This is a genomic window from Klebsiella sp. C349492, assembly GCF_042055345.1.
GTDB lineage: Bacteria > Pseudomonadota > Gammaproteobacteria > Enterobacterales > Enterobacteriaceae > Klebsiella > Klebsiella scottii.
This window is the reverse complement of sequence record NZ_JANQCE010000002.1, coordinates 485,952-505,224: the sequence shown is the minus strand read 5'-3', so window position 1 is coordinate 505,224 and position 19,273 is coordinate 485,952. Positions and strand designations below refer to the sequence as shown.

At 62.4% G+C, this 19,273-nt stretch carries 17 protein-coding genes; 5 read left to right on the top strand and 12 right to left on the bottom strand.

All coding sequences use genetic code 11. The features are described from left to right. Window positions 1-59: 59 nt before the first annotated feature. From NWP14_RS10015 to NWP14_RS10000, 4 genes are read right to left on the bottom strand one after another with little or no spacing between them, the layout of a single operon-like run. Window positions 60-1,304, bottom strand: coding sequence for an LVIVD repeat-containing protein (locus NWP14_RS10015; RefSeq protein ID WP_375215270.1), 1,245 nt, complete (start codon window positions 1,302-1,304; stop codon window positions 60-62). A 9-nt stretch (window positions 1,305-1,313) separates the two neighbouring features. After that, window positions 1,314-2,378: a sugar ABC transporter substrate-binding protein gene (locus tag NWP14_RS10010; protein WP_331850708.1), complete on the bottom strand. Its 1,065-nt coding sequence runs from the start codon at window positions 2,376-2,378 to the stop codon at window positions 1,314-1,316. 20 nt (window positions 2,379-2,398) lie between these two features. Then, window positions 2,399-3,397, bottom strand: a complete 999-nt coding sequence (locus tag NWP14_RS10005) for an ABC transporter permease (RefSeq protein WP_095094922.1) — start codon at window positions 3,395-3,397, stop codon at window positions 2,399-2,401. After that, window positions 3,394-4,896, bottom strand: coding sequence for a sugar ABC transporter ATP-binding protein (locus tag NWP14_RS10000; protein WP_375215269.1), 1,503 nt, complete (start codon window positions 4,894-4,896; stop codon window positions 3,394-3,396). Before NWP14_RS10000 ends, NWP14_RS10005 begins: the two co-directional genes overlap by 4 nt. Window positions 4,897-5,059: 163 nt before the next feature. On the opposite strand from NWP14_RS10000, the gene NWP14_RS09995 reads away from it, so the two are divergent. Further along, window positions 5,060-6,157, top strand: a complete 1,098-nt coding sequence (locus NWP14_RS09995) for an oxidoreductase (protein WP_346431902.1) — start codon at window positions 5,060-5,062, stop codon at window positions 6,155-6,157. A 92-nt stretch (window positions 6,158-6,249) separates the two neighbouring features. Here the strand turns inward: NWP14_RS09995 and NWP14_RS09990 are convergent, their stop codons facing one another. From NWP14_RS09990 to entC, 7 genes are all read right to left on the bottom strand, one after another. Next, the gene (locus NWP14_RS09990; RefSeq protein ID WP_095097970.1) at window positions 6,250-6,447 is read right to left on the bottom strand and encodes a YbdD/YjiX family protein; all 198 of its coding nucleotides are present in this window, start codon (window positions 6,445-6,447) and stop codon (window positions 6,250-6,252) included. A 62-nt stretch (window positions 6,448-6,509) separates the two neighbouring features. Further along, the gene (cstA, locus tag NWP14_RS09985; protein ID WP_095094913.1) at window positions 6,510-8,615 is read right to left on the bottom strand and encodes a pyruvate/proton symporter CstA; all 2,106 of its coding nucleotides are present in this window, start codon (window positions 8,613-8,615) and stop codon (window positions 6,510-6,512) included. 256 nt (window positions 8,616-8,871) lie between these two features. Continuing rightward, window positions 8,872-9,285, bottom strand: a complete 414-nt coding sequence (gene entH, locus NWP14_RS09980) for a proofreading thioesterase EntH (RefSeq protein WP_095094910.1) — start codon at window positions 9,283-9,285, stop codon at window positions 8,872-8,874. Beyond that, complete coding sequence (gene entA / locus NWP14_RS09975; RefSeq protein ID WP_241722050.1) at window positions 9,286-10,041, bottom strand: 2,3-dihydro-2,3-dihydroxybenzoate dehydrogenase EntA; 756 nt, start codon at window positions 10,039-10,041, stop codon at window positions 9,286-9,288. After that, a complete protein-coding gene (locus tag NWP14_RS09970; RefSeq protein WP_095094904.1) occupies window positions 10,041-10,892 on the bottom strand; it encodes an isochorismatase in 852 nt (283 codons plus the stop codon). Before NWP14_RS09970 ends, entA begins: the two co-directional genes overlap by 1 nt. 13 nt (window positions 10,893-10,905) lie before the next feature. After that, window positions 10,906-12,513 (bottom strand): (2,3-dihydroxybenzoyl)adenylate synthase EntE, encoded by a 1,608-nt coding sequence (gene entE, locus NWP14_RS09965; RefSeq protein ID WP_331850709.1) that lies wholly within the window; start codon window positions 12,511-12,513, stop codon window positions 10,906-10,908. Between the two features lie 9 nt (window positions 12,514-12,522). Next, window positions 12,523-13,698, bottom strand: coding sequence for an isochorismate synthase EntC (gene entC / locus NWP14_RS09960; protein WP_331850579.1), 1,176 nt, complete (start codon window positions 13,696-13,698; stop codon window positions 12,523-12,525). A 187-nt stretch (window positions 13,699-13,885) separates the two neighbouring features. Here entC and fepB point away from each other — a divergent pair, with 187 nt between their 5' ends. Continuing rightward, window positions 13,886-14,845, top strand: a complete 960-nt coding sequence (gene fepB / locus NWP14_RS09955; protein WP_095094895.1) for a Fe2+-enterobactin ABC transporter substrate-binding protein — start codon at window positions 13,886-13,888, stop codon at window positions 14,843-14,845. Window positions 14,846-14,887: 42 nt separating this feature from the next. Here the strand turns inward: fepB and entS are convergent, their stop codons facing one another. After that, a complete protein-coding gene (gene entS, locus NWP14_RS09950; protein WP_331850581.1) occupies window positions 14,888-16,129 on the bottom strand; it encodes an enterobactin transporter EntS in 1,242 nt (413 codons plus the stop codon). Between the two features lie 284 nt (window positions 16,130-16,413). On the opposite strand from entS, the gene fepD reads away from it, so the two are divergent. The 3 genes from fepD to fepC are packed head-to-tail and all read left to right on the top strand — an operon-like array spanning window position 16,414 to window position 19,201. After that, a complete protein-coding gene (gene fepD / locus NWP14_RS09945; RefSeq protein WP_095094889.1) occupies window positions 16,414-17,421 on the top strand; it encodes a Fe(3+)-siderophore ABC transporter permease in 1,008 nt (335 codons plus the stop codon). Then, window positions 17,418-18,410 (top strand): iron-enterobactin ABC transporter permease, encoded by a 993-nt coding sequence (gene fepG / locus NWP14_RS09940; RefSeq protein ID WP_375215268.1) that lies wholly within the window; start codon window positions 17,418-17,420, stop codon window positions 18,408-18,410. The genes fepD and fepG overlap by 4 nt, the downstream gene beginning before the upstream one ends. After that, window positions 18,407-19,201 carry an iron-enterobactin ABC transporter ATP-binding protein gene (gene fepC / locus NWP14_RS09935; protein WP_095094883.1) on the top strand — a complete coding sequence of 265 codons (795 nt, stop codon included), beginning with the start codon at window positions 18,407-18,409 and terminating at the stop codon, window positions 19,199-19,201. Before fepG ends, fepC begins: the two co-directional genes overlap by 4 nt. Window positions 19,202-19,273 lie beyond the last annotated feature (72 nt).

Genomic DNA, 19,273 nt, shown 5'->3' with positions numbered 1-19,273 from the left:
GTATTCCCGGGCGCGGCGCTAACGCTGCTTTGCCCGGGCTACCCGCTCACCGCACTTCCCTACCCCAAATACTCGATCACCGACAGCCCGCCGTTATAGTCGGTGCTGTAGATAATCCCCTGCGCGTCAACGAACACGTCGCAGGACTGGATCACCCGCGGGCGACCCGGACGGGTATCCATCATCTTCTCCGGCGCCGCGGGCACCAGCGCCCCGGTTTCTACCGGCCGGTACGGGTCGGAGATGTCATAGGCCCGCACGCCCGCGTTTTGGTAAGTGGCGAAAATCAGCGTCGAGCTGACGAAGCTTCCGGGGCGATTCTCATGCAGATTATGCGGGCCAAAATGCGCCCCTTTCGCCACATAGTCGCTCTCCCGCGGCTGCGGGAAGGTCGAGATGCTGACCGGATTCGCCGGGTCGCGGATATCGAACAGCCAGATCAGCTTCTCGCCGTCCTGCTGGTTGTCGAGCACCGCTTCGTCGAGCACCACCAGCAAATCGCGATCCGGCAGCGGCAGCGCGGTATGGGTGCCGCCGCCAAACGGCGGGCTCCAGTTGCGGTGGCTAATCAGCTTCGGCTGGGTGCGGTCCTTGACGTCGAGCAGGGTCAGACCGCCGTCGCGCCAGCTGCCGTAGGCGGTATCTCCGGCGATAATGGCGTGATGCAGGGCGTAGCGTTTCCCCTGCGGCCAGCTCGCCGTCTCCCCTGCCGCCTGGTTCATCCCCGGCAGCCACCAGCGCCCGGCGACCTGCGGCTTGCGCGGATCGGCGAGATCGATGGTCAGGAAGATATAGTCGCTAAAACCGTCGATCAGCGCGGAAACGTAGGCCCAGCGGCCGCCGACGTACCAGATCCGGTGAATGCCGATCCCGTCGAGCGACAGAAAGCTGATTTCACGCGGTTTATCCGCAACGGAGATATCAAAAATACGCAGCCCGGCGCTCCAGCCCTTCTCCCGTACGTCGCTGACCGTCTCGCCCACCGAACGGGTATAGTAGACCTTCTCGTCGGCAAAGCGGGCGTCGGCAAAGAGATCCCGGGCGTTGATCACCAGCAGCAGATCGTCGTGCGCCTGCAGGTGCACGTTCCAGGTGCCGCGCGGCGCGGCGATGTAGTTCACCGCTTTGGGGTTTTTCGGATCGCGAACGTCCACCACCGAAAAACCCTGGGACACCATGTGGCCGATATAGGCAAAACCACGATGCACCATCAGCTGGACGCCATCCGGGCGTCCGCCCTGATCGCTATGCCCAATCAGCCGCATATTGCGGCTGTAATCGGGACGCGGGAGTTCCGTCGCCATACCTGCTCCTTACTTGTTTTTAGCTTCCAGGGTGGCGAACCACGGGGCGATAAAGTCTTCGGTCTGGCCCCAGCCCGGAATGATTTTGCCAAGCGACGCCACGTTTACCGCCCCCGGCTGCGCGGCCAGCAGCGCCTGAGGGATTGCCGCGGCTTTAAAATCGTAGGTTGCAGGCGTCGGCTCCCCGGCAATCTTGTTGGCCACCAGACGTACGTTGGTCGCCCCGATTAGCTTCGGATCCACGGCCACGCTCACCTTCCACGGGCTGCCGGATTCGCGCATCAGCTGCAGATCCTGGTTAGAGATATCAATGCTGTAGAGCTTAATTTCGGTACGGCCGTTCTCTTTCAGCGCCTTATAAGCCCCCTGGCTGAAGGCGTCCCAGGTGCCCCAAATCGCGTCAATTTTGCCTTTCGGGTATTTCGCTAAGATCGCCCCGACTTTGTTGGCGGTATCGCCCTGCACGTCGGAGGAGACGGCGCCGATCGACTCCAGCTCTTTGATGCCCGGGTTCTGCTTGAGCAGCGCCTGGTAAGCCACCTGACGGCGCTCCATCGGCGGGAAGCCGGCGACCCACAGCTTGATAATGTTGGCTTTACCGTTGAAATCTTTCACCAGCTGACCAAAAGAGAGATCGGTCAGGGAGGCGTCATCCTGCTGGGTCACGGTCACGCCCGGGATCTCGCCGCTGACGGCGGTGTCGAATACCGCGACCTTAATCCCGGCGTCCACCGCCTTCTTCACCAGCGCGGTCGAGTAGGGATCGCGCCCCTGGGAGAGAATAATGCCGTCATATTTCTGGCTAATGGCCTGATTGACGAAGTCCTGGAATTTCGCGTCGTCGCCGTTGCTCAGGAAGGTGCTCATTTTAAAGCCGAGCTTCTTGCCTTCCTGGATAGCCCCGGACACAAACTGGGTGGTGTTATCATCGGAACCCAGGTTACGGATCACCGCAATGCGGATCGGCCCGTTATGTTCAGCGATAGCGGCCGGCACCGGCGTTGGGGTTTGAGCATAGGCGGCTACGGAGTTGAGCAGCCCAAGCGCAATAAGAGAAAGCGTTATTTTTTTCATCATGTTTACCCTGTTTATAATTAAGTGCGGCGCTGAAAATAGGTCAGTGCTAACGCGCCAGCCAGCACCAGCCCTTTAATAATGTCCATTGCGTAGTACGGAACCGAGAGCATCACCAGGCCGTTGGAGAGCACCCCGAGGATCACCGCCCCCACCAGCGTGCCCAGCGCGTTCGGTTTGCCCGAGCCCGCCAGCGAGAAGCCGATCCACGCCGCCGCCACCGCGTCCATCAGGTATCCCCCGCCGGCGTTAACCTGGGAGGAGCCGATGCGCGACGCCAGCAGGATGCCGCCGAGGCCCGCCAGCAGCGAGGCGATAACGTACGCCGCCACCTTATAGCGCGTGATGCGCAGGCCGGAGAGGCGCGCGGCCTCCGGGTTGCCGCCGATGGCGTACATCCGCCGCCCGTGGGTGGTGAAAGAGAGCGCCAGCTGGGCAACCACGGTCACCGCCAGCATAATGATGACAATCGTCGGAACCTGCCCCAGCAGGCCGAACGCCGCCGGAATGGTCCCTTCCGCCATCTCGCCGCTCGGCAGCACCATGTTCTCGGTAATCGAGCCGCCGTAGCTGTAGGTCATCGCCACGCCCTGAATCACGAACAGGCTGGCGAGGGTCGCGAGCATGTCGGGAATGCGCAGCACCACGATCAGAAAGGCGTTAAACAGCCCCACCAGCGTACACAGCGCCAGGGTGATCAGAATCGCCTCGGTGGTGCCAAATCCGTGCCAGACGAACAGCGAAATCACCAGCGCGTTCGCCAGCGAGGCGGTCGAGCCGACCGACAGATCGAATCCGCCGATGGTGAGCGAAATCGACACCCCGATGGCGATCACCGTCACGATGGCAATCGAGCGCAGGATGTTGATGATGTTGAACGGGTCAAGGAAGTTATCCGATGCGAGGCCAAAAACGGCGATCAGCAGCACAACGGTCAGCAACATGCCCCATTTGTAGAGAAAATCGAAAAATCGCTGACGGCTCGATGCCGTCGCGGTAGCGGTCAGGGCCTTGCTCACGCTGCTGCTCCTCCGGTGGAGTAATAAAGTAGGGTCTCTTCGCGGGCCTCTGCGCCCGCTATTTCTGCCACAATGCGGCCATCCCACAGCACGCAAATACGGTCGCACAAACCAACCAGCTCCGAGAATTCGCCCGAGGCGTAGATCACCCCTTTGCCCTCTCGCGCCAGTCCGTCGATTAAATTGAACAGGTCGGTCTTTGCCTTCACGTCGACGCCTTTGGTCGGCTCATCAAAAATCAGCACGTTGGCGCTACCGCGCAGCCATTTACCGATGGCCACCTTCTGCTGATTGCCGCCGGAGAGACGACGCAGCGTCTGGCCTGGGCCGGTGGTGCGAATACCGATCCGGGCCACCACCTCCTCCGCCCAGCGCCACGCCTGACGATGGCCAAACAGGCTCCAGCGCGAAAAGCTGCTATCGTCGCTCACCGCGAGGTTCATGGCGATAGGCTCTTCGATAAAAATCCCCTCCTTGCGCCGCTCCTCTGGCACCAGCGCCAGCCCGTGGGCGACGGAGTCCGCCGGGTCGCGCGGGCGCCACGGCTGGCTATTCAGCTCGCCGCGCGTCAGACGGCTTTTACTGGCGCCGAACAGCGCCTTACATAGTTCGGTTTTACCGGCTCCCGCCAGCCCGGCGATGCCGAGAATTTCGCCTTTGCGCAGGCGCAGAGAGATATCCTGCAGCAGCCCCTCGTCGTGCAGCCCTTCCACCTGGAGCAGCACCTCTTCACCGTGCGGCGGGCGCTTCGGGGGAAAAATATCGCTAAGCTCATGGCCGAGCATCTTTTCCACGATCTGCTCGCCGCTGAGCTCCGCCATCGGGCCGCTTTCGATCAGCCGTCCGTCGCGCAGCACCGTTAAGGTGTCGCAAATGGCCTTCAGCTCATGAATGCGGTGCGAGATAAACACCACGCCGATCCCCTGCTGCTGCAGGCGGCGCACCACGGTAAACAGGCGTTCGCTTTCGTGACGATCCAGCGGCGCCGTCGGTTCATCAAGGATCAGGAAGCGGCAGTGATGCGACAGGGCCCGCGCCAGCAGAATTTGCTGCTTCTCGGCCAGAGAGCAGCTATCGATAGAGCGCCGCACGTCAAGAACGATATCCAGCTGGGCCAGCGCGGCCCGGGCCTGCTCGCGGACCCGCCGCCAGCTAAAGCCCTGGCCCGGCAGCGCCAGCCGGTCCAGCATGATGTTCTCGGCAATGCTCAGGCCGGGAACGAGCGCCACGTCGACTTCCTGCTGCACCAGATGAATGCCAAGCTGCTTTGCATCGCGTGGAGAACGAATATTTACCGGCTGATTATTGATGACAATCTCGCCCTCATAATGCGCGTGCGTCCCGCAGAGCACCGCCATCAGCGTCGATTTTCCCGCGCCGTTGGCGCCGGTCAGCGCGTGCACGGTCCCCCCCTTCAGGGAAAACGCCACGTTGTTCAGCGCCCGAAAGCCGGAAAAGGCCAGGTTAATGTTGTGCATCTCGAGGCGATTGGCTGTCATCCCCTGCTACCCTTTACGATTAATATTTTGATTTAATGAATTTTTCACAGCCGCCCTTGACTGACAACTGCGTAAAAGGCATAAGATAAAACGAAATAATATTAGCCATCCGGATGTCCAGACATAACATCAGGTTAGCGAAACGACAATAAGGTCAGCCTCTATGAGCAACAGCGATATCCGCGTGGTCCCCGGCCCCGCCAACTACTTCTCCCATCCCGGCAGCCTCGCGCGGCTGAATGATTTTTACAGCGCAGAGCAGCTTTCCCGGGCGCTGTGGATCTACGGCGAGCGGGCAATAGCGGGCGCAGAACCCTTTTTACCCGAGGCCTTCAATGCGCCCGGCGCCAAAAAAATCCTCTTTAAGGGCCACTGCAGCGAAAGCGACGTCGCCCGACTGGTTCGCGAGGCGGGTGAAGACCGCTCCGTGGTGATTGGCGTTGGCGGCGGCGCGCTGCTGGATACCGCCAAAGCGGTGGCCAGGCGGCTTGCGCTACCGGTGGTGGCGATCCCGACCATCGCCGCCACCTGCGCGGCGTGGACTCCGCTATCGGTGTGGTACAACGACGCCGGCCAGGCGCTGCATTTTGAAATTTTCGACGACGCCAACTTCCTGGTGCTGGTGGAGCCGAGGATCATCCTCAACGCGCCGGAGGAGTATCTGCTGGCGGGGATCGGCGATACGCTGGCGAAATGGTATGAGGCGGTGGTGCTGGCGCCGCGTCCGGAAACCCTGCCGCTGACCGTACGCCTGGGGATTAACGGCGCGCTGGCGATCCGCGACGTCCTGCTGGAGAGCAGCGAAACGGCGCTCGCCGACCGGCAGCGCGGCGAGCTGAGCCAGCCGCTTCTGGACGTTATCGATGCGATTATCGCCGGCGGCGGGATGGTCGGCGGCCTGGGCGAGCGCTACACCCGGGTTGCGGCCGCCCACGCGGTGCACAACGGCCTGACGGTGCTGCCGCAGACGGATAAATTTCTCCACGGCACCAAGGTCGCCTACGGCATTCTGGTGCAGAGCGCCCTGCTCGGCCAGGATGCGGTGCTGGCTCAGCTGGTGGCGGCCTATCAGCGCTTTAACCTGCCGACCACCCTCGCGGAGCTCGACGTAGATATCCACAACCAGGCCGAGCTGGAGAAGGTGATTGCCCATACGCTGCGCCCGGTGGAATCGATCCACTTCCTGCCGGTGGAGCTGACCCCGCAGACCCTGATGGCCGCCTTTGAGAAAGTGGAAAATTTCCGCCGCCAGGTGCACTGAGCGCGGGAAAGCGTAAGAAAGGCCCGGCCGCCGGGAAGATTTCCGGCGCCGGTCTGGACGTAGGTGGCGGGTTTAACGCCTGAGGGAGCGGCCTAGCAGCACTTAGCGCCGCCCTTGCCGCCGTAGCGCGCGTCCTGGCGCTCGCGGAAGAACTCTTCGTAGGTCATCGGCGTCTGCTCAGGGTGAGTCTGGCGAATATGCTCGACGTAGTTATCGTAATCAGGCACGCCAATCATCATTTTTGCCGCCTGGCCTAGGTATTTTCCCGCTTTCGAAAGGCTATCGAACATTTTCATCTCTCACATCATCCTCTCCCTTACGGGAGAGGATTTGGCTAACAAAAAGCGGCTCGCTAATGCGCGCGTTTCGCCTGGGTGACCAGGCGCTCGGCATCGGCGGGCATCGCTTCGTACGGCGTCTCTTTGGCCGTTGGCTGGTCCTCTTTCAGCGCCGCCAGCGCGGTTTTGATTGAGAACAGCGCCAGCACGACCACCACCACCATAAAGAAGATGGTCAGACCGGCATCCAGACGGTTGTTAAAGACCAGCTGCGCCAGCTGGGATTCGGTGTACTGCGGCGGGATGGCGCCGCTGTCGATCATCGCCTGGAACTTATTGGCGATGGCCAGGAAGCCGACTTTGGTATCCGGGCTGAACGACTTCTGCCAACCGGCGGTCAGGGTACAAATCAGCAGCCACGACGTGGGCAGCAGCGCGACCCATGCATAGCGCTGACGTTTCATTTTAAACAGTACCACCGCACAGAGCATCAGCGCCATCCCTGCCAGCATCTGGTTGGCGATGCCGAACAGCGGCCACAGGGTGTTAATCCCGCCGAGCGGGTCCACCACCCCCTGGTGCAGGAAGTAGCCCCAGGCCAGTACGCACAGCGCCGTCGCCAGCAGGTTCGCCGGCAGCGAGCTGGTTTTCTTCAGCCCCGGGCTTATCACGCCGAGCAGATCCTGCAGCATAAAGCGCGCCGCGCGGGTGCCGGCATCCACCGCCGTCAGAATAAACAGCGCTTCAAACAGAATGGCGAAGTGGTACCAGAAGGCGACATCCATCAGGCCGCCAAGCGAACCGTGCAGGATGTAGGCCATCCCGACCGCCAGCGTCGGCGCGCCGCCGGCGCGGGAGATAATCGACTGTTCGCCGACCTCGCTGGCTATCTGGCGCAGCGTATCCGGGGTGATGCTAAAGCCCCAGCTGCTGACCACCTGCGCGGCGGACGCCACCACGTCGGTGGTTCCGGCAGGCGCCAGCACCGCCATCGGGCTGTTCATCGCAAAGTAGACGCCGGGGTCGATAACGCAGGCCGCCACCAGCGCCATAATGGCGACGAATGATTCCATCAGCATGCCGCCATAGCCGATAAAGCAGGCCTGGCCTTCGTTGGCCAGCATTTTCGGCGTGGTGCCGGAGGCGATCAGCGCGTGGAAGCCCGAAACGGCGCCGCAGGCGATGGTGATAAACAGGAACGGGAACATGCTGCCGCTCCACACCGGGCCGGTGCCATCAATAAATTTGGTCAGCGCCGGCATGGTTAGCGTCGGGCGCATAATCAGAATACCAATCGCCAGCCCGACGATGGTGCCGATTTTCAGGAAGGTCGAGAGGTAGTCGCGCGGGGCCAGCAGCAGCCAGACCGGCAGCACCGAGGCGATAAAGCCGTAGCCCACCAGAATCCAGGTCAGCTGTACGCCGGTGTAGTCAAACCACGGCGCCCAGGTCGGGCTTTCCGCAACCCATCCGCCGGAAACGATGGCAAACACCAGCATCACCAGGCCAATCACCGACACTTCGCCAATGCGCCCAGGACGCAGATAGCGAATGTAGATCCCCATAAAGACCGCCAGCGGGATGGTGAAGGCGACGGTGTAGGTTCCCCACGGGCTGTGGGTCAGCGCTTTAACCACGATCATCGCCAGCACCGCGAGGATGATCACCATGATCATAAAGCAGGCCACCAGCGCCAGCACCCCGGCGGTCGGCCCCATCTCCTCTTTCACCAGCTCACCGAGCGAGCGCCCGTCGCGGCGGGTCGAGACAAACAGCACCATAAAGTCCTGCACGGCGCCGGCCAGCACCACGCCGGCGAGGAGCCAGATCATCCCCGGCAGGTAGCCCATCTGCGCCGCCAGCACCGGCCCGACCAGCGGTCCGGCGCCGGCAATTGCCGCAAAATGGTGACCGAACAGCACTTTTTTATCGGTCGGAACGTAGTCGAGGCCGTCGTTGTGCCGCACCGCGGGCGTCATCCGCGTCGGGTCAACCGCCAGCACGTTTTTGGCGATATAGAGGCCATAGAAGCGATAGGCAATCAGATAGATGCAGACTGCCGCCACGACAATCCATAGCGCATTAATCTGTTCACCGCGGTTTAAAGCTATGTAGCCGAGGGCAAAGGCTCCAATGACGGAGAGCAGTGTCCAGATGAGGTATTTCCCTGAATTATTCATTATCGGGTTCCACGGGTAGGGTAATCAATCTGTTACATTTTGTTTCTAGAACACAACGCAGATTTTAACAACTTCGGAACCGTGTAGATGTCGCCCAGGGGCAGGGATTTATCTCACATTGCTAGCGAGATCACTTCTGGCAGGAAAATGGATGAAAACCGTGGCGTCATAAAGGCGTTCGCGCGGTGCCTGTTCAGGCTACAGAAATGAGACCGTAGCCCGGACGGGCGCAGCGCGAGCCGGGGAAAGCGGCGACTTAGCCGAGCACCGAGGTGCCCAGGCGGCAGGTGCAGCAGCGCCGTCCGCGGGCGTCGAAGATGGCAATTTCCCAGCTTTGCCCCTGGCGGCCCAGGTGCAGAGGACGGCACTCGCCGCGGACTTTACCGCTGGAGACCGCCCGATGGTGGGTGGCGTTCAGTTCGGTCCCGACCACGCACTGGCCCTCTTCGGTCATCAGCCAGCCGGCCATCGAACCCAGCGTCTCCGCCAGCGCCGCCGACGCGCCGCCGTGCAGCAGGCCAAAGGGCTGATGGGTGCGGGCATCGACCGGCATTTCGGCCTCCAGCACTCCCTCTTCCAGCCGGGTATAGACAATGCCCAGATGGGCCACCATCGTATTCGCGCTGGTAGCGTTAAGCTCGTCCAGCGTCAGCTGACGTTTCCAGGCCATTTATGCCCCCAGCGTCGAGCCGCCGTCGACCACGATATCCTGCAGCGTGATATGGCTGGCGTGATGGGAGGCGAGGAACAAAATGGTGCTGGCAATCTCCTGCGGCCGGGCGATCTTACCCAGCGGAATGCCGAGCTTGAACTGCTCGCCAAAACCGCGAATGCGCTGCTGCTCGGCGTCATCGCTAACCCACAGCGTGCGCTGCATATCGGTGTCGGTCGAACCCGGCGAGACCAGGTTACAGCGCACCCCGCTGCCCGCCAGCTCAAGTCCGACGGTCAGCGCCAGGCTCTTCAGCGCCGCCTTCGACGCGCCGTAGGCGCTCATCCCGATCCGCGGCGTATGCGCGGCGTCGGACGCCACGGTGACAATCGCCCCGCCCCGCTGGCGGCGGAACTGGGGCATCGTCTGCTGGAACAGGTTAAACGCGCCGCCAACGTTAACGGCGAAGGTCTGCTGCCACTCTTCAACGCTCAGCGCATCGGTCGCGCCCATGCGTAAAATACCGGCCGCATTAACCAGCACGTCGAGACGCTCAATGCCGTTCAGCAGGCGCCCACACACCTCAGCCACCTGCGGCGCGTCGGCCACGTCCAGCGTCTCGGTGGCGAACGGATAGCTTTCGCCCGCGAACGCGAGGTCAAAACCGGTTACCTGCGCGCCGGCCTCGACGAAGGCCAGCGCAGTGGCATAGCCGATGCCCTTCCCCGCTCCGGTAACCCATACGGTCTGGCCCTGAAAATCGAGAGCGGCCATTATTTCACCTCGCGGGACAGCAGCGCCCACCAGGCGTCAACAGAGGGATTTTTAGCCAGCATGACGAAGTCGATATCGCCGTGCACTTTGCGCCAGCGCGCGGCCAGCGCCATCATGCGCACCGAATCCAGGCCGTAGTCGATCAGATTTTCATCATCCATCGGCTCGTCTGACTCATCGAGCAGCGGCAGTATCAGCGCGCGCAGCGCCGCCTTTGACGCCGGCAGCGGCAGCAGCTCTTCGGTCATGACCACCCGACCGCAGCGTCCGGCGACGTATTTCAGCGCCATCAGATGATCTTCGCGGCTAAAGTCCGCCAGCGCGTCGGCAACGAAGAACGGCTTGATGTCGCGCATAAACGCATCGGTAGCGGTCGTCATGCAGCCGATATGAGCATACACGCCGGTGACGATCAGCTGGTCACGTCCGCTCTCTTTCAGCATCTCTTCCAGCGGCGAACGGTGGAACGCGCTGTAGCGCCACTTCACCAGCACGGTGTCGTTTTCGTCCGGCGCCAGGGCGGCAATCACCCGCTGCTGCTCCGGCGAGCGGGTCAGGCCCGGTCCCCACATATCGTTCAGCAGGGCGCGATCTTCCTCGCTCTGCTCTTTCGGCTGCGCGGTGTAAAACACCGGAATATTGTGCTGCTTGCAGAAATCGCGCAGCGCGGCAATGTTGGCGACCACTTTCGCCATCATCGCGCTATCTTCACCCCAGAAGTTGAGGAAATACTCCTGCATATCGTGGATAAGCAGCGCGGCGCGGGACGGCTCAAAGGCCCAGCTTACTTTGTTCGCCGGGATATCGCTGGCTTCCGGCAGCGCGTAAGCCTGTAATTGAGGAATGGCCATTCTGTCTTCTCCTTCAGCCCAGCTTGCGTTCAGCCAGCCACTGACGTAATTGTTTTTTATCGACTTTGCCCACCGGCGTCAGCGGCAGCGCGTCCACGCACTCCACGCGATCCGGCAGCTTAAATTCAGCCACGCCCTGCTCGCGCAGGAACCGGCGTACCGCGACCGCGCGCAGCGGCTCTTTGACTACCAGATACGCACAGCTTTTCTCGCCCAGCAGGCTATCCTCCATGCTCACCAGCGCGGCATGGATCGTCGCCGGGTGGCGCAGCAGCAGGTTTTCAATCTCTTCCGCAGCGATCTTCTCCCCGCCGCGGTTGATCTGATCTTTCTCACGCCCCTGCACGGTGATATAGCCGTCTTCGTCGATCGAGATCAGATCGCCTGAGCAGTAGAACCCGTCGGCGTCAAACGCCTCCAGATTATGCTGCGGGCTTTTATAGTAGCCGCGGAAGGTGTAGGGCCCGCGGGTCATCAGGCGGCCGACTTCGCCGCGCGGCAGCGGGTTGCCTTCGGCATCCGCGACCCACACTTCGTCGTCGGGGCTCATCGGGCAGCCCTGGGTATTGATAATGCGCTGCTGGCTATCGTTGAGGCGGGTATAGTTCACCAGCCCTTCCGCCATGCCGAAAACCTGCTGCAGCTGGCAGCCAATCTCGGCCGGAATGCGCGCGGCGAGCGTCGCGGACAGGCGCGCTCCGCCAACCTGCAGCAGCTGCAGCGACTGCAGCTGCGCATTGCTGCCCCATTCGTGGATCGCCTGCAGCCACAGGCTGACCGCCGGCGGCACCAGCGAGGCAACGTTAATCTGATGCTTTTCAATCAGCGGGAAGCACAGCGTGGCGCTCGGATCGGCGGCAAGGATCACCCGTCCTCCGGCAAGAAACACCCCCAGCGATCCCGGCGAGCTCATCGCATAGTTATGCGCCGCGGGCAGCGCGTTGAGATAGCGCGTATCGGCGCTGATAGCGCAAATTTCATTACTGCGGCGAATGCTGTATTCGTAATCGTTGTGGGTGCGCGGGATCAGCTTTGGCGTACCGGTGCTGCCGCCGGAGAGCTGGAAAAAAGCCACCTCATCGGCAGGCGTCGGGTTAGGGATGAAGCCTGCGGCCGGCTGGGCGATCGCCGCGGCCAGGTCATACTCACCGCTATCGCCGCGCAGCAGCGCCACCCGCACCGACGGATGCTGTTCGATAAATCCGTTAAGGAAGCTATCGTCGGCAAACAGCGCATGCTGGCGATCGGCAATCAGCAGCGCGGGTTCAATTTGCGTGGCGTAGGCGTTGAGCTCGCTGCGCTGATGGCTGAACAGCGCGTTGACCGGCGCCACGCCGATGCGCAACAGCGCAAAGAAGGTGATATAGAATTCGGCGACGTTGCCCAGCTGCACCAGCGCGGTTTCACCGCGTTTGAGCCCCATGCCCTGCAGGGAGCAGGCGAGATTATCCACCAGTTGGTTGAACTGGCGATAGCTGTACTGGACTTCGCCGTCGATAATCGCCACGGCATCGCTCGCCGCGTGACGGGTAATCAGCTGAGTTAACGGCAGATCCTGCCAGTAGCCTTTTTCACGGTAGCGGGCGGCAAAACTTTCCGGCCAGCGGTTAAATGCAATCATCATCGCCTCTTAATACAAGCCGAACACGTTCAGCATAGTGGTCAGTTTGACGCCGGTTTCGCGCCACTCCCCCAGCGGAGAGGAGGCCGGAACGATCCCTGCGCCGGCAAACAGGCGCAGCGTGTGCTGATGCAGGCGGGCGCAGCGAATGGTCACAACCCACTCACCGTTGCCTTCGTCATCACACCAGCCGACGATGCCGCCGAACAGCTGGCGATCGAACGGTTCCAGCTCGCGGATCAGGCGCGTGGCGGCCTGGTGCGGGAAACCGCTGAGGGCCGGCGTCGGATGCAGCAGGCACGCCAGAGACATGGCGTTTTCCCCGGCCGCGGCGGTCCCTGCGATTGGCGTCGCCAGATGCCATAAAGTTGGGGTGGTGATCAGCTGCGGAGAGTCCGGCAGCGACAGCTCGCGGCAGCGCGGCGCGAGCACCGCTTTCATCGCCTGGGTCACCAGCTCGTGCTCGTGGCGATCTTTGCCGGAAGCCAGCAGCTTATTACCCGCTTCGCGATCCAGCACATCGTCCGGCTGGCGCCGGGCCGATCCCGCCAGCGGCAGGGAGCTAAAGCTATCGCCCTCTTTACGCAGCAGCAGCTCCGGGCTGGCGCCGAGTAAAACGCCGCCGTCCGAGAGCGGCACATGGAAGTTAAAGCTGGCGGGGTTTTGCGCAATCAGGCGCTCCAGCAGCGCACCGCTGTCCACGCGATCGCGGGTGGTGATATCAATCAGGCGCGACAATACGACCTTATCGACTTCCGGCGTAGCGGTCAGCGCGGCGGCGCGCTCGACCATTGCCATAAATGCGTCCTGCTCGGGGATCTCCTGCCGGGCCACGACGTCCATCGCCGCCTGGCCTGACGCGTAGCGCGCAGACTGCTGCTTGCCGGTGCGGGAGAAGGTTTCCCAGCGCTCGGGAATAAACAGTTCGGACGGCTGGCGGGTATCAAAGGGGATCGCACCGACCATCACCGGCTTGTGGATCCCGGCGGCTTTCGCCTCCCGGAACGCGGCGGCCATTTGTTGCTGGAATTCACCGGTCAGCGCATCGCCGTCGGCGGCGGAATGGGAGAAGCGCCTGAAACAGCCTGAAGTGCTAAAACTGCGGTACGGCGACATAAAGAAGAAGCTTTCTGGTGCCAGAGTCATTTTTTGTTCCCGTACATCCTCGGCCAGTGACGTTTCCATATCATCCTCCAAAAACGATAAAGATATTACGAATAATTATCATTTATATTTTGGTTGGCTAACCTAAAAGGTATTGCTCTACATGTCAACCGTATAAACAGCATGTTGTGCTACTTAGGCTTGCATCCATGCGGCACAAAGCTGAAAATGAGACGCATTTATCTCAACTCAATCAGGATGCAAATTCGTGAATTTCTCCACTTTGTGCCGCCGTACTCTGCTGGCCTGCGGGCTGGCGTATTTAGGAATTACCTCAGCGCTCGCCGCCGACTGGCCGCGTCAGATTACCGACAGCCGCGGCGCGCACACCCTCGAACACAAGCCGCTGCGCATTGTTTCCACCAGCGTCACCCTCACCGGCTCGCTGCTGGCGATTGATGCCCCGGTGGTAGCCAGCGGGGCCACCACGCCGAATAACCGCGTGGCCGATGCTCAGGGATTTCTGCGTCAGTGGAGCACAGTCGCCCGGGATCGTAAGCTGGCGCGACTCTATATCGGCGAGCCGAGCGCTGAAGCCGTCGCCGCACAGATGCCGGACCTGATCCTGATTAGCGCCACCGGGGGCGATTCCGCGCTGGCGCTGTACGATCAGCTTTCTACTATTGCGCCAACGCTTATCATCAACTACGACGACAAAAGCTGGCAGGCGCTGCTCACCCAGCTCGGGCAGATTACCGGTCAGGAACAGCAGGCTTCGGTGCGCATTGCTGAGTTTGATAAACAGCTGGCGGCGCTGAAGCAGCAGATGAAGCTGCCGCCGCAGCCGGTTAGCGCGCTGGTTTATACCGCCGCGGCCCATAGCGCCAATCTGTGGACGCCGGAGTCGGCTCAGGGCCAGATGCTCGAACAGCTGGGCTTTACGCTGGCCACCCTGCCCGCCGGGCTGCATGCCAGCCAGAGTCAGGGTAAACGTCACGATATCGTCCAGCTTGGCGGGGAGAATTTAGCCGCCGGACTCAATGGTCAAAGCCTGTTCCTGTTCGCCGGCGACGAGAAGGACGTTAAGGCGATTTACGCTAATCCGCTGCTGGCCCACCTGCCTGCGGTCGAAGCCAAACGCGTCTATCCGCTGGGCATCGAAACGTTCCGACTCGACTACTACAGCGCCATGCTGGTGCTGCAGCGTCTCGCAACCTTCTTCGGCTAAACCCTGTTCCCGGCCGGCGCAACGCCTGGCCGGGAAGCAGGCTCAACTTTCGCTCACCGTCTCCGGACGCTGAAAGCGGCGTAATTCACTCAGCAGCCCGATCAAAATCGCACCAACGATAACCAGCACCCAGCCGCTGGCGCTTGCCGAAGCGACCGGGGTCATCATCACGCCGAGGCCGCCCAGCAGCGCGGCGCCAATGGCATCGCCGGTGACGTTCTGCGCGGTCCACAGGCCGTTAATGCGCCCAAGCATCGCCTCCGGCGTCTGGGTTTGAATCAGGGTGTACTGCAGCAGCGAACTGATGGCGCTCAGCCAGCCAAACAGCGCCAGGCACAGCGCGCCCAGCTGCCACAGCGGCATCAGGCTAAACAGCGCGATGGCGACAAAGGAGCCGACGGTGGTGCCCAGCATCAGCGCGCCAGGTCTGGCGGTTTGCGCCAGCTGGCCGCTGGTTAGCGCCCCGAGCGCTGCGCCCAGCGGGATCGCCGCGTACAGCAGGCCGATTTGCGAGGCCGACATCCGCCAGCCTTCGGCCAGCGCCGGATAGAGCACGCGCACCGCGCTCGCCATCGTCAGCAGGCCGCCAAGCAGCGCGATACCGCCAATCAGCGGGCTATTAAAGAGGAACTTAAGCCCCGCCAGCAGCGACTTCAGCGGATGCTCGCGCGGCTGCGGCGGCGGAGGTAGCTGCGGTAAGCGCAGCAGAGTCAAGGTGGTGATAAAGGTTCCGGCCGCCGCCAGGCCGTAGTTCCAGGCCACGCCGCCGGTCGCCAGCAGCAGGCCGCCGATCATCGGCGAAATCACCGAGCCCAGGCGCACCGTCAGCATGGTAATCGCCCCGGCCTGCATCAGATTTTCCCGCCCGACCAGCGCGGGCGTTGCCGCCAGCAGCGCCGTCACGCCCAGCGAGGCAAAGAAGCCGTCCCAGATGCCCAGCAGGTAGATGGCGATCAGCGAAGGCTCGGGCAGCAGCGCGTTCAGGCACAGGCCGACAAAACCGATCCCGCAGGTACCGCGCGCCAGCAGGATCAGGCGCTTACGCTCGTAGCGATCCGCCAGCACGCCCCCCACCATCAGGCCGATAAACATCGAGCCGCCGGTCAGAGTGACCGAGAGTCCCACCTGCAGGGTGGAGTGGGTCATCATCTGGATTTGTACCGGGATCGCAACGCCCAGCAGGCCAAGCGAGAGGATAGAGATAAAGCGGGCGATAAAGACGGCGCGAAACGCCGGATGCGTTTTCAGCAGGCTCAGGTCCAGCAGCCGGGATTGTCGGTTCATTACAACACCTTGTTATTATTTTCCATCAATACTCGTCATACGTCGGGCTGCAGATGCGCCGGCGGCGACCGAACGACCCCGCCTCGCTGCACCTCGGGCCATTGCGGGCGGATTGACTCTTCGCCCGAGCGGCGCTGTGCGTCAGCGCCCGGGCGCCCACGCCCTGCCGTCGCGATGCATCCCGAATGATTTGCGTATACCATTCTTAGGGGCCGCCATGCTAACATAACTGGATAGAATCGATAACGATAATTACTATCATTATCATGTCAGGGATGTGAACTATGTCGTTTTCTACGACCACGGTGCGCGCCGTTGCCGTGCCTGGTCTGCTGCTGGTTTTAGCCGTTGCGATTGCGCTCAGCCTGCTGGTCGGCGCCAAACCTCTGCCACTCAACGTCGTTGTGGATGCCTTTACCGGCACCTGCCAGAGCGCTGACTGCACCATCGTGCTCGATGCCCGACTGCCGCGCACCCTTGCCGGACTGCTCGCCGGCGTCGCGCTGGGCCTGGCGGGGGCGCTGATGCAGACCCTCACCCGCAATCCGCTGGCCGACCCCGGCATTCTGGGCGTCAACTCCGGCGCCAGCTTCGCGATCGTCCTCGGCGCCGCGCTGTTCGGCATTCATTCTCCGCAGGAACAGCTGCTGATGGCCTTTTGCGGCGCCTTTGCCGCCTCGCTGCTGGTGGCCTTCACCGGCAGCCAGGGCGGGGGTCAGCTTAGCCCGGTGCGCCTGACGCTGGCCGGCGTCGCGCTGGCGGCGGTGCTCGAAGGCCTCTCTAACGGCATTGCGCTGCTTAACCCCGATGTATACGACCAGCTGCGGTTCTGGCAGGCCGGCTCGCTGGATATCCGTACCCTGCAAACGCTTAAAATTGTCCTGATCCCGGTGCTGATCGCCGGCGCCGTCACGCTGCTGCTCAGCCGGGCCCTGAACAGCCTGAGCCTCGGCAGCGATACCGCCACCGCGCTCGGCAGCCGGGTAGCGCGCACGCAGTTTATCGGCCTGCTGGCGATAACCGTCCTTTGCGGCAGCGCCACGGCGGTGGTCGGCCCAATCGCCTTTATCGGCCTGATGATGCCGCACATGGCGCGCTGGCTGGTGGGCGCCGACCACCGCTGGTCGCTACCGGTCACCCTGCTGGCAACCCCGGCGCTGCTGCTGTTTGCCGATGTTCTTGGCCGCCTGCTGGTTCCCGGAGAGCTGCGGGTATCGGTAGTCAGCGCCTTTATCGGCGCGCCGGTGCTGATCTGGCTGGTGCGTCGTCAGCCGCGCGGAGGTGCAATGTGATCGCCCCTTCCCGTCGTTTGCTGCTTAGCTGTTTTATCCTGATCGTCGCCAGCGTGCTGGTTTCCCTTTGGGGGCTCGGCAGCGGCCTGGTGCCGCTGCGGGTGGAGCAGGTTATCTCCGCTCTGCTGGGCGATGCGCCGCGTAATATTACGATGGTAGTCACCGAATGGCGGCTGCCGCGGGTGCTGATGGCGCTGCTGATCGGCGCGGCGCTGGGCGTCAGCGGCGCGATTTTTCAGTCGCTGATGCGCAACCCGCTGGGCAGCCCGGACGTCATGGGCTTCAACACCGGCGCGTGGAGCGGCGTGCTGGTGGCGATGGTGATCTTTGGCCAGAACCTGACGGCTATCGCGCTGGCGGCGATGGTTGGCGGGGTGCTTACCGCCCTGCTGGTCTGGCTGCTGGCCTGGCGTAACGGGATTGAAACCTTCCGGCTGATTATTATCGGCATCGGTATCCGCGCGATGCTGGTGGCGTTCAATACCTGGCTGCTGCTGCGCGCGTCGCTGGAAACCGCGCTTTCCGCCGGGCTATGGAACGCCGGTTCGCTCAACGGGCTGACGTGGAGTAAAACCTGGCCATCGGCGCCGCTTATTGTGCTGATGCTGGCGTGCAGCGTGCTGCTGGCGCGGCGTATGCGCCTGCTGGAAATGGGTGACGACACCGCCTGCGCGCTGGGCGTGCGGGTTGAGCGCTCTCGCCTGCTGCTGATGCTGGTGGGGGTGGTGCTGACCGCCGCCGCCACCGCGCTGGCGGGTCCGATCTCCTTTATTGCGCTGGTAGCTCCGCATATCGCCCGCCGCCTCAGCGGCACCACGCGCTGGGGTCTGACCCAGTCGGCGCTGTGCGGCGCGCTGCTGCTGGCGCTGGCCGACTACAGCGCCCAGCGTCTGTTTATGCCCTATCAGCTACCGGTGGGGGTCGTCACCGTCAGCCTCGGCGGTATCTATCTCATCGCACTGTTAATTCAGGAGTCCCGCAAAAAATGACCGCTGTAACCCCCCGTTTGCGCGGCGACCAGTTGACCCTGGCATACGGCAAAAAGATCATCGCCGAATCGCTGAACGTGACCATTCCCGACGGCCACTTCACCGCCATTATCGGCCCCAACGGCTGCGGCAAATCGACGCTGCTTCGCACCCTCAGCCGCCTGATGACTCCGGCCAGCGGCCATGTTTATCTCGACGGTGAGCAGATCCAGCGCTACGCCAGCAAGGACGTGGCCAGGCGGATCGGCCTGCTGGCGCAAAACGCCACCACCCCGGGCGATATTACCGTCCAGGAGCTGGTTGCCCGCGGTCGCTATCCGCATCAGCCGATGTTCACCCGCTGGCGTAAAGAAGACGATGACGCGGTCAATCAGGCGATGAGGGCCACCGGCATCACCGACCTTGCGCTGCAGAGCGTTGACACGCTCTCCGGCGGCCAGCGTCAGCGCGCGTGGATTGCGATGGTGCTGGCGCAGGAAACCGCCATCATGCTGCTCGATGAGCCGACGACCTGGCTGGATATCAGCCATCAGATCGATCTCCTGGAGCTGCTGAGCGAGCTGAATCGCGAGAAGGGTTATACCCTGGCGGCGGTGCTGCACGATCTCAACCAGGCCTGCCGCTACGCCACCCATCTGATCGCCCTGCGCGACGGCAAAATTATCGCCGAAGGGGCGCCGAAAGAGATCGTTACCGCCGAGCTTATCGAGCGGATTTACGGCCTGCGCTGCACGATCATCGACGATCCGGTCGCCCATACGCCGCTGGTGGTGCCACTGGGCCGACGCTAGCCTCCCCTTTTCTCCCAGGCTAAAGCATAAAAAACCCCGGTCGCGCTACGCTTACCGGGGTTACAGGATTAT

What these genes read in the sequence shown, in the direction of transcription:
- NWP14_RS09995 (WP_346431902.1), top strand. Translation starts at nt 5,060, where the DNA reads ATGAGCAACAGCGATATCCGCGTGGTCCCCGGCCCCGCCAACTACTTC.
- NWP14_RS10015 (WP_375215270.1), bottom strand. Translation starts at nt 1,304, where the DNA reads ATGGCGACGGAACTCCCGCGTCCCGATTACAGCCGCAATATGCGGCTG.
- cstA (WP_095094913.1), bottom strand. Translation starts at nt 8,615, where the DNA reads ATGAATAATTCAGGGAAATACCTCATCTGGACACTGCTCTCCGTCATT.
- entA (WP_241722050.1), bottom strand. Translation starts at nt 10,041, where the DNA reads ATGGCCGCTCTCGATTTTCAGGGCCAGACCGTATGGGTTACCGGAGCG.
- entS (WP_331850581.1), bottom strand. Translation starts at nt 16,129, where the DNA reads ATGAACCGACAATCCCGGCTGCTGGACCTGAGCCTGCTGAAAACGCAT.
- fepD (WP_095094889.1), top strand. Translation starts at nt 16,414, where the DNA reads ATGTCGTTTTCTACGACCACGGTGCGCGCCGTTGCCGTGCCTGGTCTG.
- NWP14_RS09990 (WP_095097970.1), bottom strand. Translation starts at nt 6,447, where the DNA reads ATGTTCGATAGCCTTTCGAAAGCGGGAAAATACCTAGGCCAGGCGGCA.
- entE (WP_331850709.1), bottom strand. Translation starts at nt 12,513, where the DNA reads ATGATTGCATTTAACCGCTGGCCGGAAAGTTTTGCCGCCCGCTACCGT.
- entC (WP_331850579.1), bottom strand. Translation starts at nt 13,698, where the DNA reads ATGGAAACGTCACTGGCCGAGGATGTACGGGAACAAAAAATGACTCTG.
- fepC (WP_095094883.1), top strand. Translation starts at nt 18,407, where the DNA reads ATGACCGCTGTAACCCCCCGTTTGCGCGGCGACCAGTTGACCCTGGCA.
- entH (WP_095094910.1), bottom strand. Translation starts at nt 9,285, where the DNA reads ATGGCCTGGAAACGTCAGCTGACGCTGGACGAGCTTAACGCTACCAGC.
- NWP14_RS10000 (WP_375215269.1), bottom strand. Translation starts at nt 4,896, where the DNA reads ATGACAGCCAATCGCCTCGAGATGCACAACATTAACCTGGCCTTTTCC.
- NWP14_RS09970 (WP_095094904.1), bottom strand. Translation starts at nt 10,892, where the DNA reads ATGGCCATTCCTCAATTACAGGCTTACGCGCTGCCGGAAGCCAGCGAT.
- NWP14_RS10010 (WP_331850708.1), bottom strand. Translation starts at nt 2,378, where the DNA reads ATGAAAAAAATAACGCTTTCTCTTATTGCGCTTGGGCTGCTCAACTCC.